The 22,717-nt window shown below is 44.8% G+C and carries 9 protein-coding genes; 1 reads left to right on the top strand and 8 read right to left on the bottom strand.

Translation table 11 applies throughout. The features are described 5' to 3' along the window. Positions 1-161 precede the first annotated feature (161 nt). The 8 genes from AAFP11_RS22820 to bioF all read right to left on the bottom strand — a co-directional run bounded on the left by AAFP11_RS22820 (position 162) and on the right by bioF (position 21,086). Entirely contained in the window at positions 162-3,383 is a 3,222-nt protein-coding gene (locus AAFP11_RS22820; protein WP_341737263.1) for a beta-ketoacyl synthase N-terminal-like domain-containing protein, read from the bottom strand. A 128-nt stretch (positions 3,384-3,511) separates the two neighbouring features. Next, on the bottom strand, positions 3,512-9,136 hold the full coding sequence (locus tag AAFP11_RS22815; protein ID WP_341737262.1) for a type I polyketide synthase: 5,625 nt from the start codon (positions 9,134-9,136) through the stop codon (positions 3,512-3,514). A gap of 1 nt (position 9,137) precedes the next feature. Next, positions 9,138-15,581 (bottom strand): SDR family NAD(P)-dependent oxidoreductase, encoded by a 6,444-nt coding sequence (locus AAFP11_RS22810; RefSeq protein ID WP_341737261.1) that lies wholly within the window; start codon positions 15,579-15,581, stop codon positions 9,138-9,140. A gap of 152 nt (positions 15,582-15,733) precedes the next feature. Further along, positions 15,734-15,997 carry an acyl carrier protein gene (locus AAFP11_RS22805; RefSeq protein ID WP_340522711.1) on the bottom strand — a complete coding sequence of 88 codons (264 nt, stop codon included), beginning with the start codon at positions 15,995-15,997 and terminating at the stop codon, positions 15,734-15,736. Positions 15,998-16,011: 14 nt separating this feature from the next. Then, positions 16,012-17,631 carry an amino acid adenylation domain-containing protein gene (locus AAFP11_RS22800; RefSeq protein WP_341737260.1) on the bottom strand — a complete coding sequence of 540 codons (1,620 nt, stop codon included), beginning with the start codon at positions 17,629-17,631 and terminating at the stop codon, positions 16,012-16,014. 12 nt (positions 17,632-17,643) lie between these two features. Further along, positions 17,644-18,789 carry an acyl-CoA dehydrogenase family protein gene (locus AAFP11_RS22795; protein ID WP_340522716.1) on the bottom strand — a complete coding sequence of 382 codons (1,146 nt, stop codon included), beginning with the start codon at positions 18,787-18,789 and terminating at the stop codon, positions 17,644-17,646. A gap of 776 nt (positions 18,790-19,565) precedes the next feature. Beyond that, a complete protein-coding gene (locus tag AAFP11_RS22790; protein ID WP_341737259.1) occupies positions 19,566-19,715 on the bottom strand; it encodes a hypothetical protein in 150 nt (49 codons plus the stop codon). 210 nt (positions 19,716-19,925) lie between these two features. Continuing rightward, positions 19,926-21,086: an 8-amino-7-oxononanoate synthase gene (gene bioF, locus AAFP11_RS22785; RefSeq protein WP_341737258.1), complete on the bottom strand. Its 1,161-nt coding sequence runs from the start codon at positions 21,084-21,086 to the stop codon at positions 19,926-19,928. Between the two features lie 66 nt (positions 21,087-21,152). On the opposite strand from bioF, the gene AAFP11_RS22780 reads away from it, so the two are divergent. Then, positions 21,153-22,088, top strand: coding sequence for an exopolyphosphatase (locus AAFP11_RS22780; RefSeq protein WP_341739103.1), 936 nt, complete (start codon positions 21,153-21,155; stop codon positions 22,086-22,088). The last annotated feature ends 629 nt before the right edge of the window (positions 22,089-22,717 follow it).

Raw genomic sequence — 22,717 nt, 5'->3', positions numbered from 1 at the left:
CGGTCTCGCAGTCAATAACTATCGGTTTTAATTCTCAATAATCCCTGTTCCCTGCCCATGACTTACGTCACGCTACGCTATCACGGACAACTTTTTCAGCCAACCCTAATTAGTAGGCGAAAACACTGCCCCGGAAGCGACTCCGGGGAGCACCTTAACCCCTATTCATCATCAAAGCTTACAAAAGTAGCAAGCACATCTTGAATCAAATAATGAACTAATGCCTCTGCTGTTGGATATTTATAAAACAAAGTTGATGACAATGGGATGCCTATCAAGTTTTGCAAGCGATTTCTTAGCTCTAGGGATGTCATAGAATCCATTCCTAAGTCGAAAAATTCTTGTGATAGGGAGAAAGTCCTATCATGTTTATCTCCCAAAACCTGAGACAATAGAGATTGAATATGAGCAATTAACAGTGCTTTACGTTGCTCTTTCTCAGTTGCCTTTAACTGTTCGACCAAATTGAGTGAAGTTCCTTCTCCCTCTTTCTTTTCGAGAATACCAGCTATCAAAGGTTTATCTTGTGGTTCCCACACCACCTGATCGGCAAAATCTTTGCCAGTGGGCTGCTGAGGTGATGGTTGACCGAGCGAATGGGCAACGCTCTGGGTGCCAGATTGCGTCAGAGGTTGTGTATGTGTCACATCAATCCAGTAGCGCTCTCGCTGCCAAGGATAAGTTGGCACTCCCACTTGGCGGTGGCCATAGTCGCGATGGAAACCGTCCCAATCAATTGCCACACCCTGCACATACAATTGACCTACAGCCTGAAGCACGCCTTGCCAATCGCTTTGCTCTCGCTGTAGCGTCGGCAGCCATGTTCCATACTCAGATGGTAAACAATGACGTGCCATACCCAGCAATATTGGCTGGGGCCCCATCTCCACAAATATCTCTACTCCTTCTCTGTGCAATGTCTCCACACCGTCGGCAAATCTCACTGGTTTAACCACATGATCTACCCAATATTCTGGGTCTGCGGGTAAAACAGGCTCAAAATTGCCCGTGACATTGGAGATAAAATTGACTTTGGGTTGGTGGAATGTCACCTCTTGCACCACCTGGCTAAACTCAGCCAGCATTGGCTTCATTAAAGCTGAATGGAAGGCATGGGAAACCTTTAAGCGCTTAGTTTTAATTCCCTTGTGTTCTAACTCCTGCACTACTCGACGTACCGCTTCCCCTTCCCCAGAAATGACGACGCTTTCAGGCCCGTTGATAGCCGCGATGCTTACTAAGTTCGTATCTTTAATTGCTTCTGCCACTTGTTCAACCGAAGCTAACAGAGATACCATTTCTCCGTTAGATGGCAGTTTTTGCATCAACTGCCCTCTGGCAGCAATCATTTTTAATCCGTCTTCTAAGGAGAAAATCCCCGCTATGCAAGCTGCTACATATTCCCCGACACTATGACCGATGACTACGGTTGGTTCTAAACCCCAAGATTTCCACATAGAGGCTAGGGCGTACTCTAAGGCAAATAGCGCTGGTTGCGTATAAGCGGTTTGCTCTAGGAGAGAACTGTCATCGCTTTGGTACAGAACCGAAAGTAACGATTTTTCCTGCTTCCCAATGGCATTTAAAATTTCCTGACAGCGGTCTAAAGCCTGACGAAAAATTGGTTGTGTTTCGTATAGCTCCCGTCCCATACCTACATACTGGGAACCTTGACCTGTGAATAGAAAAGCGATTTGAGTTTGACTTTCGCTCTTGCTACCTTTAAACAGATTGGTGTTTTCTGCTCCTGCTAAATCAGCTAATAATTTTTCCCGTGCTTGAGAAACTGAGTCAGCAACCACAGCTAAACGTTCGTGGAAATGAGTCCGCCGAGTATTAGTTGTGTAACAGACATCAGCCCACTCTAAGTTGGGATGGGTAGCTAAGTGCTTCTCGTAGTTACGAACCATCTGTTCGAGTGCGGGTTTAGTTTTGGCACTAAGAGTGAGCAGGTGTAGGGGGCGCTTCCAAGTTTCTGCCTCACTTTTTGCTGCTACTGGTGGTGCTTCTGAAAGAACAGCATGGACATTGATGCCCGTAAAACCAAAGGAACTAACTCCAGCAAACCTAGTTTTATCTGTTGCTGGCCAGGGTATCTGTTCACTTGCCACTTTTATTGGCATCTCATCCCAAGCAATATAAGGGCTAGGCTCCTTGAAGTGTAGGTGTTGTGGAATCATCTCATTTTGTAACGAGAGAACGATTTTGATCAAACCTGCTACGCCAGCGGCTCCTTCCAAGTGTCCGATATTAGTTTTCGCAGAACCTAAGATCAAAGGTTCTTCTCGTTGGCGAAAGACCTTTATCAAAGCATTTGCTTCAATTGGGTCTCCCAGAGAAGTACCTGTACCATGAGCCTCAATATAATTGACATCTTTGGGCTTAATACCTGCATTGGCAAGCGCTCTGCGAATCACATTTTGCTGAGAAGAACCGCTGGGTACAGTGAGCCCGCTGGTTCGTCCATCTTGCCCATGAGCCGTGCCTCTAATTAAGGCCAGAATATTGTCACCATCAGCTACTGCATCTGAAAGACGTTTGAGAACGATGATGCCACAACCTTCGCCGCGAGCATAACCATTTGCTCCTGCCGCAAAAGTTTTGCAACGACCATCTGGAGACAGCATTCGGGATTTGCAAAGGTTGAGCCAATATTCCGGCGAGACATATCGCTGTACGCCTCCAGCCAGTGCCATGTTGCAATCTCCCCTTCGCAAATTGACAACTGCTAAGTGAATTGCAGCCAATGAAGAAGCACAGCCGGTATCAACGGCGAGACAAGGACCTGTAAAGTCGAAGAAGTAAGAAAGGCGACCTGCCACTGGGCTATAGGCGTTCCCCGATCCTATGTAGAAATCTGTTTCTACAGGGTCTTGTTTGACAAGTTGCCAAACGTAGTCATTGGCACATATCCCAATAAAAACACCTGTCTGGCTGCCTGCCAATTTTTCGGGGACAAATCCAGCGTTTTCTAAGGCTTCCCAAGCTACTTCCATCACCAGTCTATGCTGGGGATCTAAACTTGCTGCTTCTCTGGCGGAAATCCCGAAAAAACTAGCATCAAAATCTTTGGGAGATTGGTTGAGAAATCCTGCACGCCGCATATACACCTTGCCTGGCATATCTGGATCTGGATCGTAATAGGGATCTAGATATGAATGATGACCCTTTGGGGCTTCTCGAATGGCATCTACACCATTGGAAAGTAATTCCCAAAATGCTTCAGGATTATCGGCTTCTGCCAACCGACAACTCATACCAACAATGGCGATCGGTTCGCGTTCTTTCTGCTTTAATCGCTCAACTTCAGCTTGTAAATCGGCTATTTTTTGCGACGCTACCTTCATCAATTGAACATAGCGTTGTTCATTACTTTCACTCATCTGATTAACCCCATTATATGTTGCCTAATTCTTCTGCATTCATTGAATTGATCTGAACATAGCGCTGTTCATTATTTTCAATCATCTAGATACTCATCTAAACGATGAGTATCTAGATTTGGGTTCATCTAGTTAACCCATTGCATACCTAATTGTTCTGCAAATTGTCTTGCAATTTCATCGGCATCATCATTTTCCTCTAGGGGTTGGAATGTAAGGGCTTTACTATTTATTTGGAAAGACTGCTCGGAGACATCTACATCCTCATCTTCATCAGCCTCTTCTATGAACTCCGCCATCAGATAATCAACCAACTTTTTAACAGTTGGATAATCAAAAGTTAGCGTAGCGGGCAAACGACAGCCTAAGCTATTTTGCAAATTGTTTCTCAATTCTACAGATGTCAGAGAACTCATTCCTAAGTCAAAAAACCCTTCCGAAACAGAGAATACGCGATCTTTCTGGTAGCCCAAGACTTTGGATACTTGAGATTGGATGTGAGCCACTAAAAGTGCCTGGCGTTGCTCTTTTTCAGCAGCCTTTACCGTTTCCAGGAAGTTAGGTGCAGTTTTTTGTTGCTCTTTCTTTTGGTCGGTAGTTTTTCGGAGGTCAGTGAAGAACGCACTTTCTACCGTATATTTCGACCAGTTTATTGGCATCGCGCCCACTTGTGGTGCTTTGGCGGTGAACAAGTTAGCAAATAGATGCGCTCCTTGACTCGGCGAAATCATTCCAAAACCTATTGCCTCCCAACGACTTTGAATATTTGCATCCAATCGAGTTGCCATCCCAGAAGTAGCCCAAGGGCCCCAGTTGATGCTGACAGCGGGTAATCCCAATGCGTGTCGGTGATGGCAGAGTGCATCCATAAAGGCATTGGCCGCAGAATAATTTCCTTGACCTAGCGCACCTATAACTGAGGTCATAGAGGAAAAGCAAACAAAGAAATCCAATGGCATTTCTTTGGTCAGTTTGTGCAAGTTCCAAGTACCTTGAACCTTGGGAGCCATGACTTTTGAGAATCGCTGCCGGTTTTGATCCCTGACCATCCCATCATCTAAAACACCTGCGACGTGAACTACTCCTCGTAAGGGGATATCGGTTGCGGCAGTTAGCGTTGCTACACTATCGGGTTGAGAAATGTCAGTTTTGACAATCTTCACCAACGCCCCTTTGTCTTCTAACTCCTTGACTCCTGCTTGTGCTTCTGGGGATACTGCTCCTTGTCGTCCCACTAGCAGTAGGTGGCGTGCGCCTTGTTCCACAAGGTAATTTGCCACTTGCAGTCCTAATGATCCTAAGCCACCAGTTATTAAGTAACTGCCTGATGAATCAATTTTTGCTAGGTGGGTGATAGTTTTAGCATCAGCACGTTTCAATCGAGCGACATAACGCTTTCCATCTCGAAAAGCTACTTGCTCTTCTTGCTCTGGGAAGAGGATTTCTTTGAGCAGGATTTCGCTCTCATTAACTTGGTGCGAGGAAAGATCGATACAGACGGTTTCTAGTTCGGGATGTTCTAAAACAATGACGCGGGCTAAGCCCCACAATGGCGATTGTTCTACTTGTAAGGGGGATTTTGTCACTGCTTGGGCATTACGAGTTACCAAGGATAAACGAGGCATCTTTTTGCCCCAATGATGGGGAGGAATTGCAGATAATGCTTGAACCAAATACAACAGACTAGAACATAGATCCAGTGCTGTTGTTGGCACATCTGATATCTCCAGCTTGCGATCGAGACCCCATAAGTAAACTATCCCACGGCAGACTGACTGCTCTTTCTTGACTATTGCGGAAAGTAGGTTCTGGAAGTCTTTTGGTTCGGAGGGGTTGATTTGATAGCGATCGCCATCTAATAATGAAAAAGACGCTCCTTGTGAAATTAAAATACAGCGATCGCCCTGTTTTTTGAGAAGGTCAGCTAAGGAGTTGCTTACTTCTCCCCCATCGCTGAAAATCAGCCAACTGCCTGCTTTAGAGGTTTTGTTATTCGTCTTAGCAAATGACGAGCTTTCTGCCAAGACACGCGGTTTTACTTCCCAACCAATTCTGTATAACCAATCATCTGTTTGATTGGCTAGCAGCGCAGTTTGATTAGCACGCCGCACCTGTAAATTAATCAGATCGGCTACTGCTATTCCATTCTCATCAACCAAATGTAAATCGAAAGCAGTCAGCAAACCAGAGTTGCCCTGATTTGATGATTGATGAACGTGACACCAAATGCTTGTACTAGGCTGCTTGAAGAAATTTAGACGCTCTAAACCGACTAGAAAATAAGTCTTGGTATCGCTATCAGGGCCATCTTCAAGAGCCGCCGCCAAAAGCTGCAAGCAACCATCCAACAGCAGCGGATGTAAGCTGTCATTTACACCACTCTCTACCATTTCAGGTAATTTAATCTTACCGAGGACTTCTGGTGAGTCACCCTGAGAACGCCACAATTTCTCAATTACTTGGAAGTTCGGGCCGTACTCTACTCCCAAATCGCTGAATTTTTGGTAATAGCCCTTGATTTCAATCTCTTGGTTAACTTTTTGCTGAACACCAGCCAAATCTAGCGGCGCTTTTGCCACCGGAGCTTTGGTACTCAAAAGATAACCTTGGGAATGGCGAGTCCATGTTTCATTCTCATCAACATTATCTGAGTTTTTGCGGCTGAAAATCCCAAATTCATACCCGGATTCGTTGGGTGTTAATACTAATTGAACCGAGACTGTTTCTTCAGGATTCAAAACTAGCGACTGCTCAATCAGAAATTCTTCAACTACTAATTGTGGATGATTCTCCAGCGACCCTGCTCCGAAGATTTGCGCTCCTGCTGCTAACGCTATCTCCACATAAGCAGCGGTGGGGAAAATGACTTTCTCATAGAGAGCATGATCCGCTAAATATGCAGGGAAATCTGAGCTGAGTTGACTTTCAAAAACTATTTGTTGATTTTTCAGCGCTGCACTCCGAATTCGTTGACCCAGTAGAGGATGATGCCCGTTCTGCATTCCCGATTCCGTCTGTGGTTGTCTTTGTGCAGCATCAATCCAGTAGCGCTCTCGCTGCCAAGGATAAGTTGGTACTCCCACTGGGCGGTGGCTAGAGTCGCGGTGGAAGCTCTCCCAATCTATCGCCACACCCCGTACATACAATTGACCCAATGCCTGAAGCAGTCCTTGCCAATCGCTTTGCTCTAGCTGTAGCGTCGGCAGCCAGGTTCCATACCCTAATGGCAAGCACTGACGACCCATCCCCAGCAATATTGGCTGAGGCCCCATCTCCACAAATATCTCTACTCCTTCTCTGTGTAATGTCTCAATTCCAGAGGCAAATTTCACTGGTTTGAGGACGTGATCTACCCAATATTCCGGGTTTGTGGGTAAAACGCGCTCAAAATTGCCCGTGACATTGGAGATAAAGTTGAGTTTTGGTTGGTGGAATGTTACCTCTTGCACTACTTGGCGAAAATCTGCCAGCATTGGCTCCATCAATGCTGAATGGAAGGCATGGGAAACTTTTAATCGCTTAGTTTTAATTCCCTTGCTTTCTAATTCCTGCACTACCCGACGTACTGCTTCCCCTGCACCAGAAATGACGACGCTTTCAGGCCCGTTGATGGCTGCGATGCTTACTGAGTCAAGTCCTTGCAGTGCTTCTACTACTTGTTCAACAGAAGCTAATAGGGATACCATTTCGCCGTTGGATGGCAGTTTTTGCATTAAACTGCCTCTGGCTGAAATCATTTTCAAGCCGTCTTCTAAGGAGAAAATCCCTGCTACACAAGCCGCGACATATTCCCCAACGCTGTGACCGATGACTGCGCTTGGTTCAATACCCCAGGATTTCCATAATTCGGCTAGGGCGTACTCTATAGCAAACAAGGCTGGTTGGGTGTAGGCAGTTTGCTCTAAAAGGGAATTGTCATCATTTTGGTAGAGGATGGAGAGTAGCGATCGCTCCTGATTGCCGATGGTATTTAAAATTTCCTGAGAGCGCTCTAGGGATTTCCGAAATGTTGGTTGTGTTTCGTATAGCTTCCGTCCCATCCCTAGATACTGGGAACCTTGACCTGTGAATAGAAAGGCAATTTGAGGTTGACTTTCGCTCTTGCTGCCTCCGTACAGATGAGTGGTTTCCGCTCCTGCCAGATGAGCTAATAATTTTTCCTGTGCTTGAGAAACTGAGTCGGCAACCACAGCTAAGCGTTCGTGGAAATGAGTGCGCCGAGTATTAGTTGTGTAACAGACATCAGCCCACTCTAAGTTGGGATGAGTGGAAGCGTGTTCTGAGTAGTTGCGAACCATCTGTTCGAGTGCGGGTTTGGTTTTGGCACTGAGGGTGAGCAGATGTTGGGGGCGCAGGGCTGTTTCTCCCTCGCTTTTTGCTGCAACTGGCGGTGCTTCGGAAAGGACTATATGAGCATTAGTGCCACTAAACCCAAAGGAGCTGATTCCAGCAATTCGTTGTTTATTGACTGTTGACCAAGGAGTTAATTCAGTGGGCACTTTGATCGGTAGTTGCTCCCAAGCAATGTAAGGGTTCGGTTTCTCAAAGTGCAGGTGAGGCGGAATCTCTTTGTGTTGTAGGGAGAGAACAACTTTGATCAGACCTGCTATACCAGCCGCTGCTTCTGGGTGTCCGATATTAGTTTTAACGGAGCCTACAATCAAGGGTTCTTCCCGATCGCTAAAGAGGCTACCCAAAGCATTTGCTTCAATTGGATCTCCCAAGGAAGTACCCGTACCATGCGCTTCAATATAGCTAACTTCCTTCGGCTTAACACCGGCATTTTTCAATGCCTGACGAACTACTGCTTCCTGAGAAGGGCCGCTAGGTACGGTGAGGCCGCCACTTGCCCCATCCTGATTGAGGGCGGAACCTCGAATTAATGCTAAAACGTTGTCTCCATCGCGGATGGCTTGACTAAGGCGCTTCAAAACAACAACACCACAACCTTCACTGCGGACATACCCATTTGCACTCTGATCAAAGGTTTTACAACGACCATCGGGAGCAAGCATCCGGGCTTTTGTGAAATTGATGCTGAGGCTTGGTCCTAGCAGCAAGTTCACACCTCCGACTAAAGCTAGGTCGGATTCTTTGTTACGCAAGCTGTTTGCAGCTAGATGCACCGCCACGAGGGAGGAAGAACAAGCTGTATCTACTACCATGCTTGCTCCTTTCAGTCCCAAACTATAAGACAAGCGTCCTGCTGCTGGACTCAAAAGGGTTCCTGTGCCTAAGTGAGCGTCGATTTGCGATCGCGCTTCTGAAAGGCGCATAGCATAGTCAAAGGTACTAATGGCGATAAATACGCCAGTGGGAGTGCCAAATAGCTTTTCTGATGACTGACCGCCATTTTCTAAGGCCTCAAAACTTACTTCTAGCAGTAGCCGCTGCTGCGGATCAAGAGACATTGCTTCGCGAGGCGAGATCCCAAAGAAGTGAGCGTCAAACTTATCCACTTCCGATAAAAAGCCACCATAACGGCTAGACATCTTTCCTGGCGCATCTGGATTGGGATCGTAACAGGCATCAATCTTCCATCGGTTAGCAGGTACTTCCTGAATTGCATCCACACCATTCGAGAGCAAATGCCAAAAAGAATCTATATCTTTTGCACCAGGAAAACGGCAACTCATGCCAATGATGGCAATCGGTTCTTCTTTTGCTTGCTGAACTGCTTCTAGTTTGGTACGTGCTTCTTCTAGGGCGTTGAGCAACTGTACTGTTGTTGGTTTGGCGGGAGTTTGTGTCATGTTAAATATTACCTAGTAGTTTATTGAGTTCTTCGTACTTGCTGGCAAGTAAAATGTCCGCTTCCTCTTCTGGAAGTTCTTCAAATACTTGGGTTGATGTCGTTTGGTCTTCTGTTTGCTGGACACTCATATCCTCTAGAACTAGAACCTCTTGTAGCAGGTAATTCACCAACGCTTCTAAGGTTGGATAGTCAAAGAGTAGAGTTGAGCGCAAAGAATGTTCGACACTTTTTTCCAGATAGTTTCTCAATTCCACCGCCATTAGGGAGTCAAGCCCTAAGTCGAATAAAGACTGGCGCGGCTCAATCCTGGTACTGGCATTTAATCCGATTACATTTCTAATGGTGGAACGAACATGATCCATCAAAATTGTTCGGCGCTCGTTAGCCAGAGTAGCTTTTAGTTGGGAAACTAAAGCTGGTCGTTCTTCAGATGGTGTAACAGTTGTCTGGAAGTTTTCATAGAATGGCGTAATTTTTGGTAGTCGTTCCAAAAATTTCGACCAGTTCATAGGCAGTACCCCGACTTGATCGCAGTCTTCGTTTTTGACCAAGTAGTTTAATGCTTGCAAGCCTTGTTCAGTTGGAATAATACCCCAACCTTGGGCTTTCAAACGACTAGCAAAAGCTGCTGCCATTCCTACCTCACCCCAAGGCCCCCAATTTATGGTTAAACTTGGTAAACCTTGCGATCGCCGATAATGAGCTAAACCATCAAGGAAGGCATTAGCTGCGGCATAGTTGCTTTGACCTGCATTCCCCAACAAAGAGGCAGCGGAGGAAAAACATACAAAGAAGTCCAAGAATAAATCTTGAGTCAAGGTATGCAAGTTCCAAGTTCCTTGTACTTTGGATGCCATGACTTTTTTGAAGCGAGTAGGTGTTTGCTCCTTCAACAAACCATCATCTAAAACACCTGCGGTATGAACAATTCCACGTAAATTAGGGCATTCACTCAGTATTTTTTGGACATCCTCCTGATTAGAAATATCGGCATTAATTACCGAGACTTTAGCACCTGCCTGCTCTAATTTTCTGATAGCTTCATTTGCTGCCTGTTTGACACTGCTTCGTCCTGTCAGAACTAGATGTTTAGCACCTTGTTCTACCAGCCACTCAGCCACCTTTAATCCTAATGCTCCCAATCCTCCCGCAATTAGGTAACTGCTGTCTGGGCGAACCCTTACATTTTCTGGAGTCTGAAAACTTAACACCACTTTACCAATGTGCTTAGCTTGCTGCATATAGCGGAAAGCATTTACAAATTCGGTAATTGGGAAAACTTTGGCCGGTAATGGTTTGAGCTTGCCTTCCTTAAAGATAGTCATCAATTCCAGAAACATTGAAGAAATTTGGGCCCCATCCATCTCTCCTAAATCAAAGGGGAAATAAGTAGCATCAGGGCGCTGTGATTGCAATTTCTCCTCATCCCAAATGCCAAGTTTACCGATTTCTACAAAGCGCCCTCCTTGGGTAAGTACGTCAAAGCTCCGATCGATAAACTTGCCAGTTAGACTGTTGAGGATGACATTCACGCCTTTTCCATTGGTGTCAGTCATTATCTGTTCGGCAAAATCAAGGTTGCGCGAGCTGTATATATGTTTAACACCAAGGGACTTTAAAAAATCCCACTTGGGCGGGCTAGCCGTCGCAAAAATTTCTGCTCCTTTCAGCTTGGCTAATTGAACAGCCGCTTGACCTACACCTCCAGCCGCATTATGAATCAATACTCGATCATTTGGGCCAATTTGAGCGCATTTGACTAGGCCGTAATAGGCTGTCAAAAAAGTAACAGGAATCGTTGCTGCTTCTTCAAAACTGAGTTCGGATGGTTTAGGAACTACCAATTTTGCTTTAGCCTTAACCGTAGTTGCCAAACTACCTGATGTGTAGGCAATGACGGCATCGCCTACTTTAAAGTCAGACGACTGTTTGCCAACGCGCTCGATCGTGCCTGCACATTCAAAGCCGAACAATATATCGCTGGCTGTTGCAGCAATACCTAAAGACTCCTCAACTTCGCGCATCATGCCTAACGCACGCAGCACATCTCTAAAATTAAGTCCACTCGCCCGAACTTTGATCTCGACTTCATCAGGTGCCAACGTTGGGGCAGAAGCGGGAACCAAAGTCAAGTTGTCGAGCGTGCCGTAGCTGGTCAGTTTCAACGCTACAGGAGCAATGCTTGGTGCCTGTGTGGGGTGGAAAGACTCTAATCTAGCTACATAGCGTGTCCCGTTTCGATAAGCAATTTGGTCTTCTAGATCAGGTGCGAGTAGTTCTTGGAGTAAAGACTTAACCGTTTCAACCGTTTCATCGGAGTGACGATCGGATGGTAAGTCTAAACAGGTGGTGGAAAATTCGGGGTGTTCTAGAGATAGCGTTTTACCTAGTCCCCAGATCGGTGTTTGCCAGAAAGCAACTGTATCATCCTTGAGCGCCGACTGTGCCCCTTGCGTAACCAACCACAATCGAGGGGAAGTCTTTGCTGAAGTCAGAGATTGAACTAGATGCAATACTTGCTCGCAGCTTGAATCGCAGGAGTCATTTTCATCAAGGCTCCAAAGGTAGACTACGCCTTGATAGGATTTACTCGCCAACAATTGCTGCCAGTCGGTTGGGTCTGTCCAGTTAATAGCATATTGCTCTGGCTTGGAGTTCCCATCAGTTGTTTTGGCATAGACGAGGTGCGATCGCTGTCCGCTTCCCTTCAACAAGTCAGCTAAGGTTTCGGCTACACCAGTGCGATCTGCCAAAATTAACCAATCGCCTTTGTTTGTTGCGCTTGCAGTTCCCGCTGTTTTTTTGACTTCTTTCCAAGCAACTTGCACAAGCCAATCTTTCCAGGGTTGCTTCTGCTGTAATGCTTGCAACCGAGCCTTTTTCAGTTGCAGACCGATCGCTTCGGCATAAACTTGACCATCTTTTCCAATTAACTGCAAGTCTGCCTTCAGGGTTTCTTGACCGGGCTGACCGTGAAGTTTAACGTAACTAAAAATTTCTTTGCTAGGATGCTGCCAAAAGGTGAAATGTGGGTAGCCGACTGGTAAATAAGTTTCGGCAAAGTCGGCAGGCATAGCTGCTAAAATTACTTGGAAACATCCATCCAAAAGCGCTGGATGCCAATGATAGGGATGGTTGACCAGGTTTTTAGCTAACTGAACTTGTCCGAGGGCTTCTCCCTCAGAACGCCACAAGCGGCGCAAACTTTGGAAGCTACCTTCATAGACCATTCCTCGAACGGCAACTTGCTGATAGAAAGCTTTGATGTCTTTATGTTCTTGGAGATGAGCTTCTAAAGCAGTTAAATTTGTATTTGGTTCAAGATTTGCTCTCTCTTTACCTACATTAATCTTTCCGGCTGCGTAGCGCGTCCAAGTCGGTTCTTCGTTAATGAAGACCAAACTAAAAATTTGCCATGAATAGCCTTCGAGATCGGGGGTTAAGACCAGTTGCAATGTTTGAGGTTCTTCTAGCTTGAGAGCTTTTTCAATTGCCACATCCTCAAAAGTTATGGGGCGGTCTCCAAAAAGTTGATTTACCGCTGCCAAAACCATCTCAAAGTAGGCGGAAGCCGGCATAATTGCTTGACCGAAAGCACGATGTTCTGCTAAGTAGGGCAGATCGTCGGTAGAAAGGTAAGCCTCAAACTGAACTTCTCCTTGTTTGAGTACGGATGAATAAATCCTCTCTTGTAGTAAGGGATGTGCACAGATTTCACTGCTCTTTCTGGCAATACGTTCTTGTCTGACATCAACCCAACAGCGCTCTTTTTGAAAGGGATAAGTTGGTAACACCACTTTTCGACGGTGTTGGTCTTGGAAAAACTCTTTCCAATTGATATTGACACCGCGAACATACAATTGAGCTAAACTTTCCACTACAGTGGATGATTCTGTCTCAGGACGGATACTAGGTAGCCATGTCAGGCGTTTTTCCTCATCAACCAAGCAACTAGCTCCCATACCTAAGAGAATTGGTTTGGGGCCAATTTCTACAAAGCATTCTATCCCCATCTTTTGTAGGGTATTCATGCCATCGGCAAATCTCACGGCCTGACTAATATGGCGAGTCCAATAATCAGAGGTTGCTACATCGTCCGTTACTCGATCGCCTGTGATATTAGATATCAGGGGTATTGTGGGTACAGAGTATGTCACCTGTGCAGCGACTTCAGCAAAGGGCTTTAATACTGGCTCCATTAGCGGTGAATGGAACGCATGAGAAACTGTTAGCTCATGGGTTTTGATCTGCTTGGTTTTCAGCTCGGCGACGATCGCATCTATGGCCTTACTATGACCGGAGATGACTATGCTCTGCGGGCCATTGACTGCGGCTACAGACACCTGTGTACCGTAGGGCGCGATCGCTAGATTTATGAGGTCTTCGCTTGCCATAACGCTGACCATTTTGCCATGCACTTCGTGGGGCAATTGCTGTATTAGTTGTCCGCGAGTTGCAATCAGCTTTAAGCCATCTTCTAAGCTAAACACCCCTGCCACGCAAGCCGCGACATACTCGCCTACACTATGTCCGATCACAACATCAGGTACGATGCCCCAGGATTTCCACAACTGGAAGAGAGCGTATTCAAAGGCAAATATCGCGGGTTGTGTATAGACTGTGAGATCGATGATGTTTTCTGGTCGATCGGGATAAAGTATTGACGCAATGGGTCGGTCTAAATAAGAACGCAGAATTTCATCGCATTGCTGCAACGCTTGGCGAAAAGTAGGTTGCGTTTCATAAAGTTCGCGTCCCATGTCAACGTATTGGGAACCTTGTCCAGTAAACAAGAAAGCGATTTTAGGCGTTCCTTGGTAAGTATCACCTTGGATCGTGCCTGTAATTTGTTTACCCTTGATAAAAGCATCAAGCTGTTGGGATATATTTGCTTTCGAGTTAGCCACAATAGCTAACCGATTGGCAAAATGGGTGCGTCCAGCGGCGGCTGTATAGCAAATATTTGCTATAGAATCCTCTGTCTTGTCCAAGAAAGTTAAATAACGATGGACGAGATCGGTGAGAGCTTTTTCGCTCTTACCAGATAAAGTAAGTAGATGGTATAAAGGTTCAATTCCCTCGCCAGAAGACTCAACTTGCGGTAGCTGTGGGGCTGCTTCAACAATTACATGGGCATTGGTTCCACTCATACCAAATGCACTTAGGCCTGCCAGTTTTGGTTCATGTTCTGGCCAAGGCATCAGTTCATTTGCTACAGTAATTGGCAATTTCTGCCAAGGAATACGCGGATTAGGTCTATCAAAATGTAAGTTGGGGGGAATCTGGTCATGCTGAAGTGAAAGTACAACTTTCATTAAACTAGCTACACCTGCGGCTGCCCCTAAATGCCCCATATTGGTCTTCATCGATCCAATTACTAATGGATCTTGACGATCTTTACCTAATACTTTTGCTAAGGCTATAACTTCAATTGGGTCGCCTAAAGGCGTTCCGGTTCCGTGTGTCTCCACAAATTGCACCTGATGCGGCTCAATGTGCGCGTTTTCTACGGCTTGGCGCAGCATTGCTTCCTGTGCGGCACTAGCAGGTGTTGTCAGGGTTAAACTGTAACCATCGTGATTGATTGCTGTACTTCTGATCGTGGCCAAGATCGGATCGCGATCGCGAATAGCATCGGAGAGACGTTTGAGAATAACAACACCACAGCCCTCTCCTTGTACGAATCCATCTACTGAATCCGAGAAGGTTTTGCAGCGACCATCTTTGGCTAAAACCTTCATTTGGCAGAAGCCAACTGTTAGTTTCGGAGAGAGTAGCAGACTGACACCACCAGCTATAGCCAGATTGCACTCGCGATCGTGCAGGGATTGACAGGCCAAATGGACGGAAACTAATGCTGAGGAACAAGCTGTATCAATTTGCATTGTTGGCCCATGCAAGTCCAATACATAGGCAATTCGCCCTGCTGATAAACTTCGTAAATTGCTCAATGTAGGGTAAGCATTGATTTCACTAGGATTCACCATATAAAAGCGTTCTGCCGAGTAATCATCCCAGTGAATACCGACAAATACACCTGTCTGGCTACCCGCCAAAGATGTAGGTGCAATTCCCGCGTTTTCGAGAGCTTCCCAACTTACTTCTAGAAGCAAGCGTTGTTGTGGATCTAAGTTCGCCGCTTCTCGCGATGCCATCCGAAAAAATTCGGCATCAAACTGTTCTATCTCATTTGTATCTAAGAAAGCCGCAGAACGCACATAAAACTTGCCCGGTGCAGGAGTAGGGTCATAGTATCTCTCTAGATCCCAGCGAGAAGAGGGAATATCTGTTACAGCATTTACGCCATTACGCAACAGTTCCCAGAATGCTTCTGGAGTGTCGGCATTTCCTGGGAAACGGCATCCCATCCCAACGATCGCGATTGGTTCCTTCTGAGGATTTTCGATATCAGAATCATGGTTAGGATGAGTGATTTTGTTCATGATTGATTTTTTTGAGAAGGGTTAAGATTATTGCAAATTAGGATAGACACGAACGGTCAGAAAATTCCAATGTGGAGTTGGAGTCAATTACAAAGAAATGAACGATTAAATCCTATGTTTACTTTTGTCTCAGGGAATAATACCTTCTTCCTTCATACCTGTGACGCCAATTTACCAAGTATATAAGCTTTGATATGGTCAATCGTTTCAAAGTTTTTTAATACGAGTTCTTCAGGCTCCCAAAAAATTCCAAATTCTTCTTCGACAAAGCGAACCAACCGAAAGAGATCCATTGAGTCCACTATCCGTTGCTCTACGATCTTTAAACTATTAGTTAGAACCAAGTTAGGTTGGTCGTATGCCAACTCTTGAGTGATATACTCTTTGAGCATTTGTTCGATCTTTTCTTCTGTCATTGTATTGTTTCCTGTTATTGCTGTGTTTCTTGAGATAACTGAACTTTGTCTATTTTACCAGTTGAAGTGTGGGGCAAGGAACTACGGAACTCAAACAAATCGGGAACCATATATTTGGGAAGCCGATCTGCACAAAACAATTTTAAAGCCTGTATTGAGACATCAGGCACTTCCGAAGGTATTGCTCCTGTGAGATCGTTACTACTACGTGGCACCACAACAGCTTTGATCCGATTACCGATTTCATGATCGGGAATGGGAATTACTGCGGCTTCTTCCACTTGAGGATGGCTGTACAAAATGCTCTCTATCTCACCCAATTCAATGCGATAGCCCCGACTCTTAATCATATGATCGCGACGACCTAAAAAGATATAATTGCCATCCGGGGCTTCTTTGACAAGATCCCCCGTGTGGTAAATCATCTCAGATCCCAAGCTACGATGCAAAGTAAAGGGAACTCGGACTTGAGCACTCTTTTCAGGCAAATCCCAATAACCTGTCATCAACCCAGGGCCACGCACGCAAAGCTCACCCACCTCACCTTTAGCTACCAATTCATTACTTGTACTCAAGACAAAAACTTCAGTATTAGCGCAGGCTTTGCCAAGTGGAAGTGATTCGGTTAGTTCTATATCAAGTGGTGAAACTTGGTAATAGGTGCAGACATTCGTTTCAGTGGGGCCATAGAGGTTGTAATAGGAGGCCTGGGGAATATGCACCATCAACTGACGCAAATATTTGATGGGGAAAACTTCACCCGCAAACAAAATGGTTCTTAAAGCGGGGAAGGTATGTTGCTCTAATCGACCATATAAGACCAAACTTGTGAGAATAGAGGGGACTGAATACCAGATCGAAATTCTTTCTTGGGCTATGAATTTAGCCAGATTAATTGGAAAGACCGATAAAGCGGCTGAGAGTAAAATTGTCGTGCCCCCAGCTTTGATAGTTGTAAAGATATCAAAGATGGAAAGATCGAAATGAAACGGCGCATGATTGGAAACACGGTCTTCTGCTGTTACCTGAAATGTGTCATAGGCCCAATTCACAAAGGTAAGAGACGCTCGGTGGCTAATCATCACCCCTTTCGGAGTTCCTGTCGAGCCAGATGTATAAAGGATATAAGCCAAATCGTTTTCAGTCAGATTTGGTTCTGGGGGTGGACTGTAAGAAGCTTGTAAAACCTCTGACCATCTGACAATTTTTCCCAACCACTGCGTTGCTCGATCGTCCTCATCTGTCAGAATCACACTGTTGAGACTCTGCAACTCTTCTAGGGAGTTGGTTCCTAAAGCATCTATTCTTTGCTGTGTCGAAATCAGGAACTTGATCTGACAGTTGTTAATGATAAAGGTAATCCGCTTTATTGGAGCGTAAGGGTCTAGAGGTACATAGGTGGCACCGGCTTTTAATATGCCAAAGATAGCAATAACAGCTTCAATTGACTTATCGAGGTAAATGCCAACTCGGTCTCTCCGTTCTATACCTGCATCTATCAAGGTATGTGCCAGTTGGTTACTTTTCTCGTCCAACTGACGATACGTGATCGTGTGTTCTTGCTGCTGTACAGCAACGTGATCGCTACGGGTTCGAGCGCTACTTGTTAACAGATGTTGCAGTAGATATGGCATGATGACCTTGCTTTACAATCCCAAGAATTTAGCAATGACGACTCGTTGAATTTCAGAGGTACCAGAGTAAAATTTACTGCCAATAGCATCTCGCAGCTCTCGCTCTAACTCTGTATTTGTTAAATAACCATAGCCACCGTGAACCTCGATTGCTTCCATACAACACTGAACCCAAGCTTCGCTAATGTACAAGTTAGCCATGGAGGCTTCCATCAGAGCCATTTGCTTATTTTGTTTCATCCAAGCAACTTTATATAAGTATGACTTGGCATTCTCCAACCGCAGTTTCATCTCCACTAACTTGTTGGCAACTAATTGAAATTTTCCAATCGCTTGACCAAATTGCTTGTGGCTTCTAGCGTAACGAATAGACTGCTCCAACAATCTTTCTATTGTTCCCACAGCAGAGGCTAGAATAAATCCCCGCTCCCACTCCATGCTATGATTGAATATGGCTAGCCCTGTCCCTTCTTCACCTAAGCGATTAGCGGCAGGTACCTCACAATTTTCTAACCTGAGTTCTGGTACTTCTGCTGTACGCATTCCCATTTTAGATATAGGCTCTGAAAGGATGAGACCAGGTGTATCTTTTTCGATAATAAAAGTCGTCAAACCCTCTTTCCCAAGAGCTGGGTCTACAGTAGCAAAAATGATGAAAAGGTCTGCAATGGTTCCATTGGTTACATAGTGTTTGTATCCGTTGAGAATGTATTTATCTCCATCTTTTTGAGCCGTTGTCTTGAGACTATAGATATCAGACCCCGCTTGTGGTTCGGTAGCTGCGTGGGACGCAATCCACCCTTCCCGACAAAGCAAGGGCAAATATTTTTCCTTTTGTTCTTCCGTCCCGAAGGTCAGCAGGGGCATTTCGCAAGCCCAGATATGGGCACTCATAGCAAATATCAGTCCGTTATCCTTGCAACCGTATCCTAATCCTTGCAAAGCATAGGCGGTAGTGAGAATATCTAGTTCCTGTCCGCCATAACGTGCAGGGATAGGCCATCCATGAACACCAAACTCACAGCACTTTTTCCACGCATCATGATTAAAGATTTCCTCTTTGTCCTGTTTAATCAGGTCGGAGATCAATGACTGTTGGGCAAATTGAATCACCTTTTTTTTAAATTCAATTTGTTGACTGTTCCAAGCAAAATCCATTACACCCTCTGCAATTTCAACTGATTTACCGGTTGTGTTCGCATATTAATGCGATTTTTCGCTCAATACTACCTCTTTAGATAGCCCTACTCTGCTACTAGAGTATTCCTTTAGATATATGTTTGTCTATATCTAATTCTTAAAACATTGTAAAGATAAATTTGACCTAGCTAATCTTCTAGCCCACATTCCGCACCCCCAACTGGCACATACACGGAGTGAGGGGGCAAAAGTGAATCATCCGAGACAAAGCGTGAGTAAAAATACTCAATAATTTCGGTCGCGCTCCCATCACGAGTGTTAAAAATTCCTGACAAGAGACGTGAGGGTATGAGTTAAATCTGATACCAGTTAAAATTGCGATCCTCTGCGAGGGCTGCGCTAACGGTAAAAAACCAAGTTTATTACGTATCCGTAACCTGATTGATGACCAAAATGCGTTAATTGCGATCGCTCTTGGGTAACCAATCATCACCAAAAATAGTGTAAACTGGCGATCGCGATGAACGCTCAAATCAGGATTCAGCAGCCCATGCAGAAAGCATCCCAGATGAAAAATGTGGGATACAACCGGAATTGATATGACTTCTTGCTTCTACTTAATCCTGATTGACTAATAAAAAACCCCGGTTGCTTGAAGCAACCGGGGTTTTTTTCTACGGAATAACAGAGGAGTGAACTTTCACAGGTATTGATGGCAAGAACTCTGCATTTCTCACACAATCACTTGACCTGCACAGACAAATTCTAGAAAACAAATTGTTGTGTTCGCTGATTTAAAGCTGTCTCATTTCTTCTTCCAGCACCCGAACCAAATCTTGATTGCCACTGGCTTTCGCTACTTCGATGCGGTGCATCAGTTGCTTCTGAATATTAGCTCGGTGGGTTTCAGCAATTTTTTTGACGTTTTGGCGATTTGTGTTCATGGTGGACGTTCCTTATATTAAATTTGGTGTAACCTGCTACTCCTTTAATATAGCGCGAAATTGCAAAAAGTATCTAAATTTACAAAAACTTTATAAATATTGACCCAGCGACCAAAATAGTGTATACTAGACTGCGAAAGTCAATAGCCAAATCTTAACAATCAAAAACCAGAGGACATCGGGCATCGGTAGCCGTCTGTCCCCTCTCCCTTAAATTTGTGCCAAAGCCTTTGCCAAATGCTGAAGGTGTGCCAACTCATGAGTTGCCATCAGCGAAATCCGAATTCGACTGACACTCACAGTCGGAGGGCGAATGGCGGGGGCAAAAATACCCATCTCCTTCAGTTTGCTACTAGCGGTTAAAGCTGTGGCTGCATCCTTTAAGGGAAAACTGAAAATGGGCGAGAGTGAATTGGTAATCGGTAATTGGTAATGGGCGATCGCCTCATCTCGGAAATTTTGGATATTTTGCTGTAGCCTCCGTCGTCGATCGGGTTCTTGCTGTACAATCTTCACAGCTTCCAAAGCAGCAGCCGTGTCGGCTGGTGTCAATCCCGTAGTATAAATCCAAGTCGGAGCTCGATTGCGGAGAAAATCAATCACAGCAGCATCCCCTGCAACATAGCCACCCAAACTTCCCAAAGCTTTGCTGAGTGTACCCACTTGAATCAAGGTTTCTCCCGTACACCCGAAATGTTCGACACAACCAGCGCCCCTAGCACCGAAAACTCCTGTAGCGTGAGCTTCGTCTACTAATACCATACAGTTAAATTGTTTGGCCACCGCTAACAACTGCGGTAACGGGCACAAGTCTCCATCCATACTGAAGACGCTATCGGTAACAATCAAACACTTGCGGTATCGATCGCGATGTTCAGTAAGCAGAGCTCTCAAATCCTCAACATTGCAGCGATCGTATTCTAGAGTCTGAGCTTGGCTGAGTGTTGCTCCATTTTTCAGGCTGGAATGGTTGTACTTGTCAGATAATATCAAATCCCGTTTACCGACGAGAGAGGCGATCGCCCCTAAATTCGCCAAATATCCCGAACTAAAGACTAAAGCATCCTCAGTTTGTTTTAAATTAGCAATACTCTGTTCTAGCTGTCGGTGCAAATCGCGGTGCCCGCCCACTAGCCTCGAACCAGTCGTACCCGTACCAAATTCCTTAGTTGCAGCCATCGCCGCTTGAATCAACCTATCATCCCCCGCAAGTCCCAGATAATCGTTGCTAGCAAAGTTAATTAGCCAGTCCCCGGCTAATTTTACCCTAGGGCCTGGACAACTTTCGATCGATTGTGGCGATCGATACCAATTGGCGCGGTGAATAGTGTCTAAATCCTTCTCTATCCAAGCATAAGGGTCAGCGTTCATAGTGGAAAGCGATCGAGTAATAAGTTATATTGTGTGATAATCAGTTCCTCAATTTCTCAAAAGCATATGTCAGACACTCAAAAATACAGATTAGTCACCCGCAGCGATTTTGACGGTCTTGTCTGTGCCGTTTTACTCAAAGAACTCGATATTATCGAAGAAATTAAATTCGTGCATCCTAAAGATATGCAGGATGGAAAAATCGAAATAACCAACAACGATATTACCACAAATTTACCCTATGTTGAAGGTGCTCATCTAGTTTTCGACCACCATTTCAGCGAAACTCTCAGACACGAAAAAATCCAAAAAAACCATATCATCGACCCCTATGCAGCATCCGCAGCCAGGGTACTATACAAATACTATGGAGGTCCAGCCAAGTTTCCCGACATTTCCGAAGCAATGATGGAAGCTGTTGACAAATCCGACTCCGCTCAATTTTCCGAATCCGAAGTTTTACATCCAGAAAAATGGGTATTGCTCAACTTCATTATGGATGCCAGAACAGGATTAGGCAGATTTAAGGAATTTACTGTTTCCAACTATCAGTTAATGATGGAATTAATTGATTACTGCAAAAACCACAAAATCGAAGAAATATTGGAACTTCCTGATGTCAAAGAAAGAGTAGAACTCTACTTCGATCACGAAGAAAAATTCAAACAACAACTACAGCGTTGTGCCAAAGTTTATGAAAATCTAGTTGTTTTAGATTTGCGAAACGAAGAGATTATTTATGCAGGAAATCGCTTTGTAATTTACGCTTTGTTCCCCCAATGCAATATATCAATTCACGCACTTTGGGGACTGAAGCAACAAAATACTGTTTTCGCCGTTGGGAAATCAATTTTTAACAAAACTTCTCAGGTAAATATTGGACATTTAATGTTAAAATATGGTGGTGGCGGACACATGAATGCCGGAACTTGTCAAATTGAAAATGACAAAGCTAGTAAAGTTTTGAATGAATTAATTGCACAAATCGATCAAGATAGTTGAATAAAAAAAAGAAGAAGGGAAAAGCAATGGGTGCATCTGTGTTTGGCAAATATATTCATACGATGATCTAGGATGACCGCTGTAAATCTCTGGCGCGAGCTAATAAATTGTCTGCGGTCATGCTTCGCCTATGCAAAATCGGGATGCTCCCAAGGCAATTCTTCTACCACCATTATGGGGTAATATCAAATCCGTTGACATCGGAATTATTATTTCTCTGTTCTCTTTCTCTGTGTCAAGAGTGTTCTAGTAAGGTTTAATCATTGCGATACAACCGGAATTGATATAATGGGTAATGGGTAATAGGCGAAGCGGAGGCCAGAAATAATCCTCTGTAGCTAACCAACTCTCAAATTACAAATCCGGCAATTACCTATTACCCTTCGACTTCGCTCAGGGCGACGCCTATTACCGACGGGCACGGCGTACCTCATCTTACTGAGAAAGGTTATATTCTCGTTATTGTTGTTTTTCAACATCTACAGATTGCGAACTATTACCTTTCACCGAGGGTAAATGGTCTACCAAACCCATATCAAAAGCGACATCCGGCAATTCAGAAACCTGATATTTACCCGGTTCAAACAATCGTCCAGGAGTAAAACAAGGCTGTTTTAATTGTACAATTT

Origin of the sequence: Microcoleus sp. CAWBG640, from assembly GCF_020883015.1 — a bacterium.
GTDB lineage: Bacteria > Cyanobacteriota > Cyanobacteriia > Cyanobacteriales > Microcoleaceae > Microcoleus > Microcoleus anatoxicus.
Note: the sequence above shows the minus strand (reverse complement) of the source record. Positions and strands in the feature narration are given on the sequence as shown.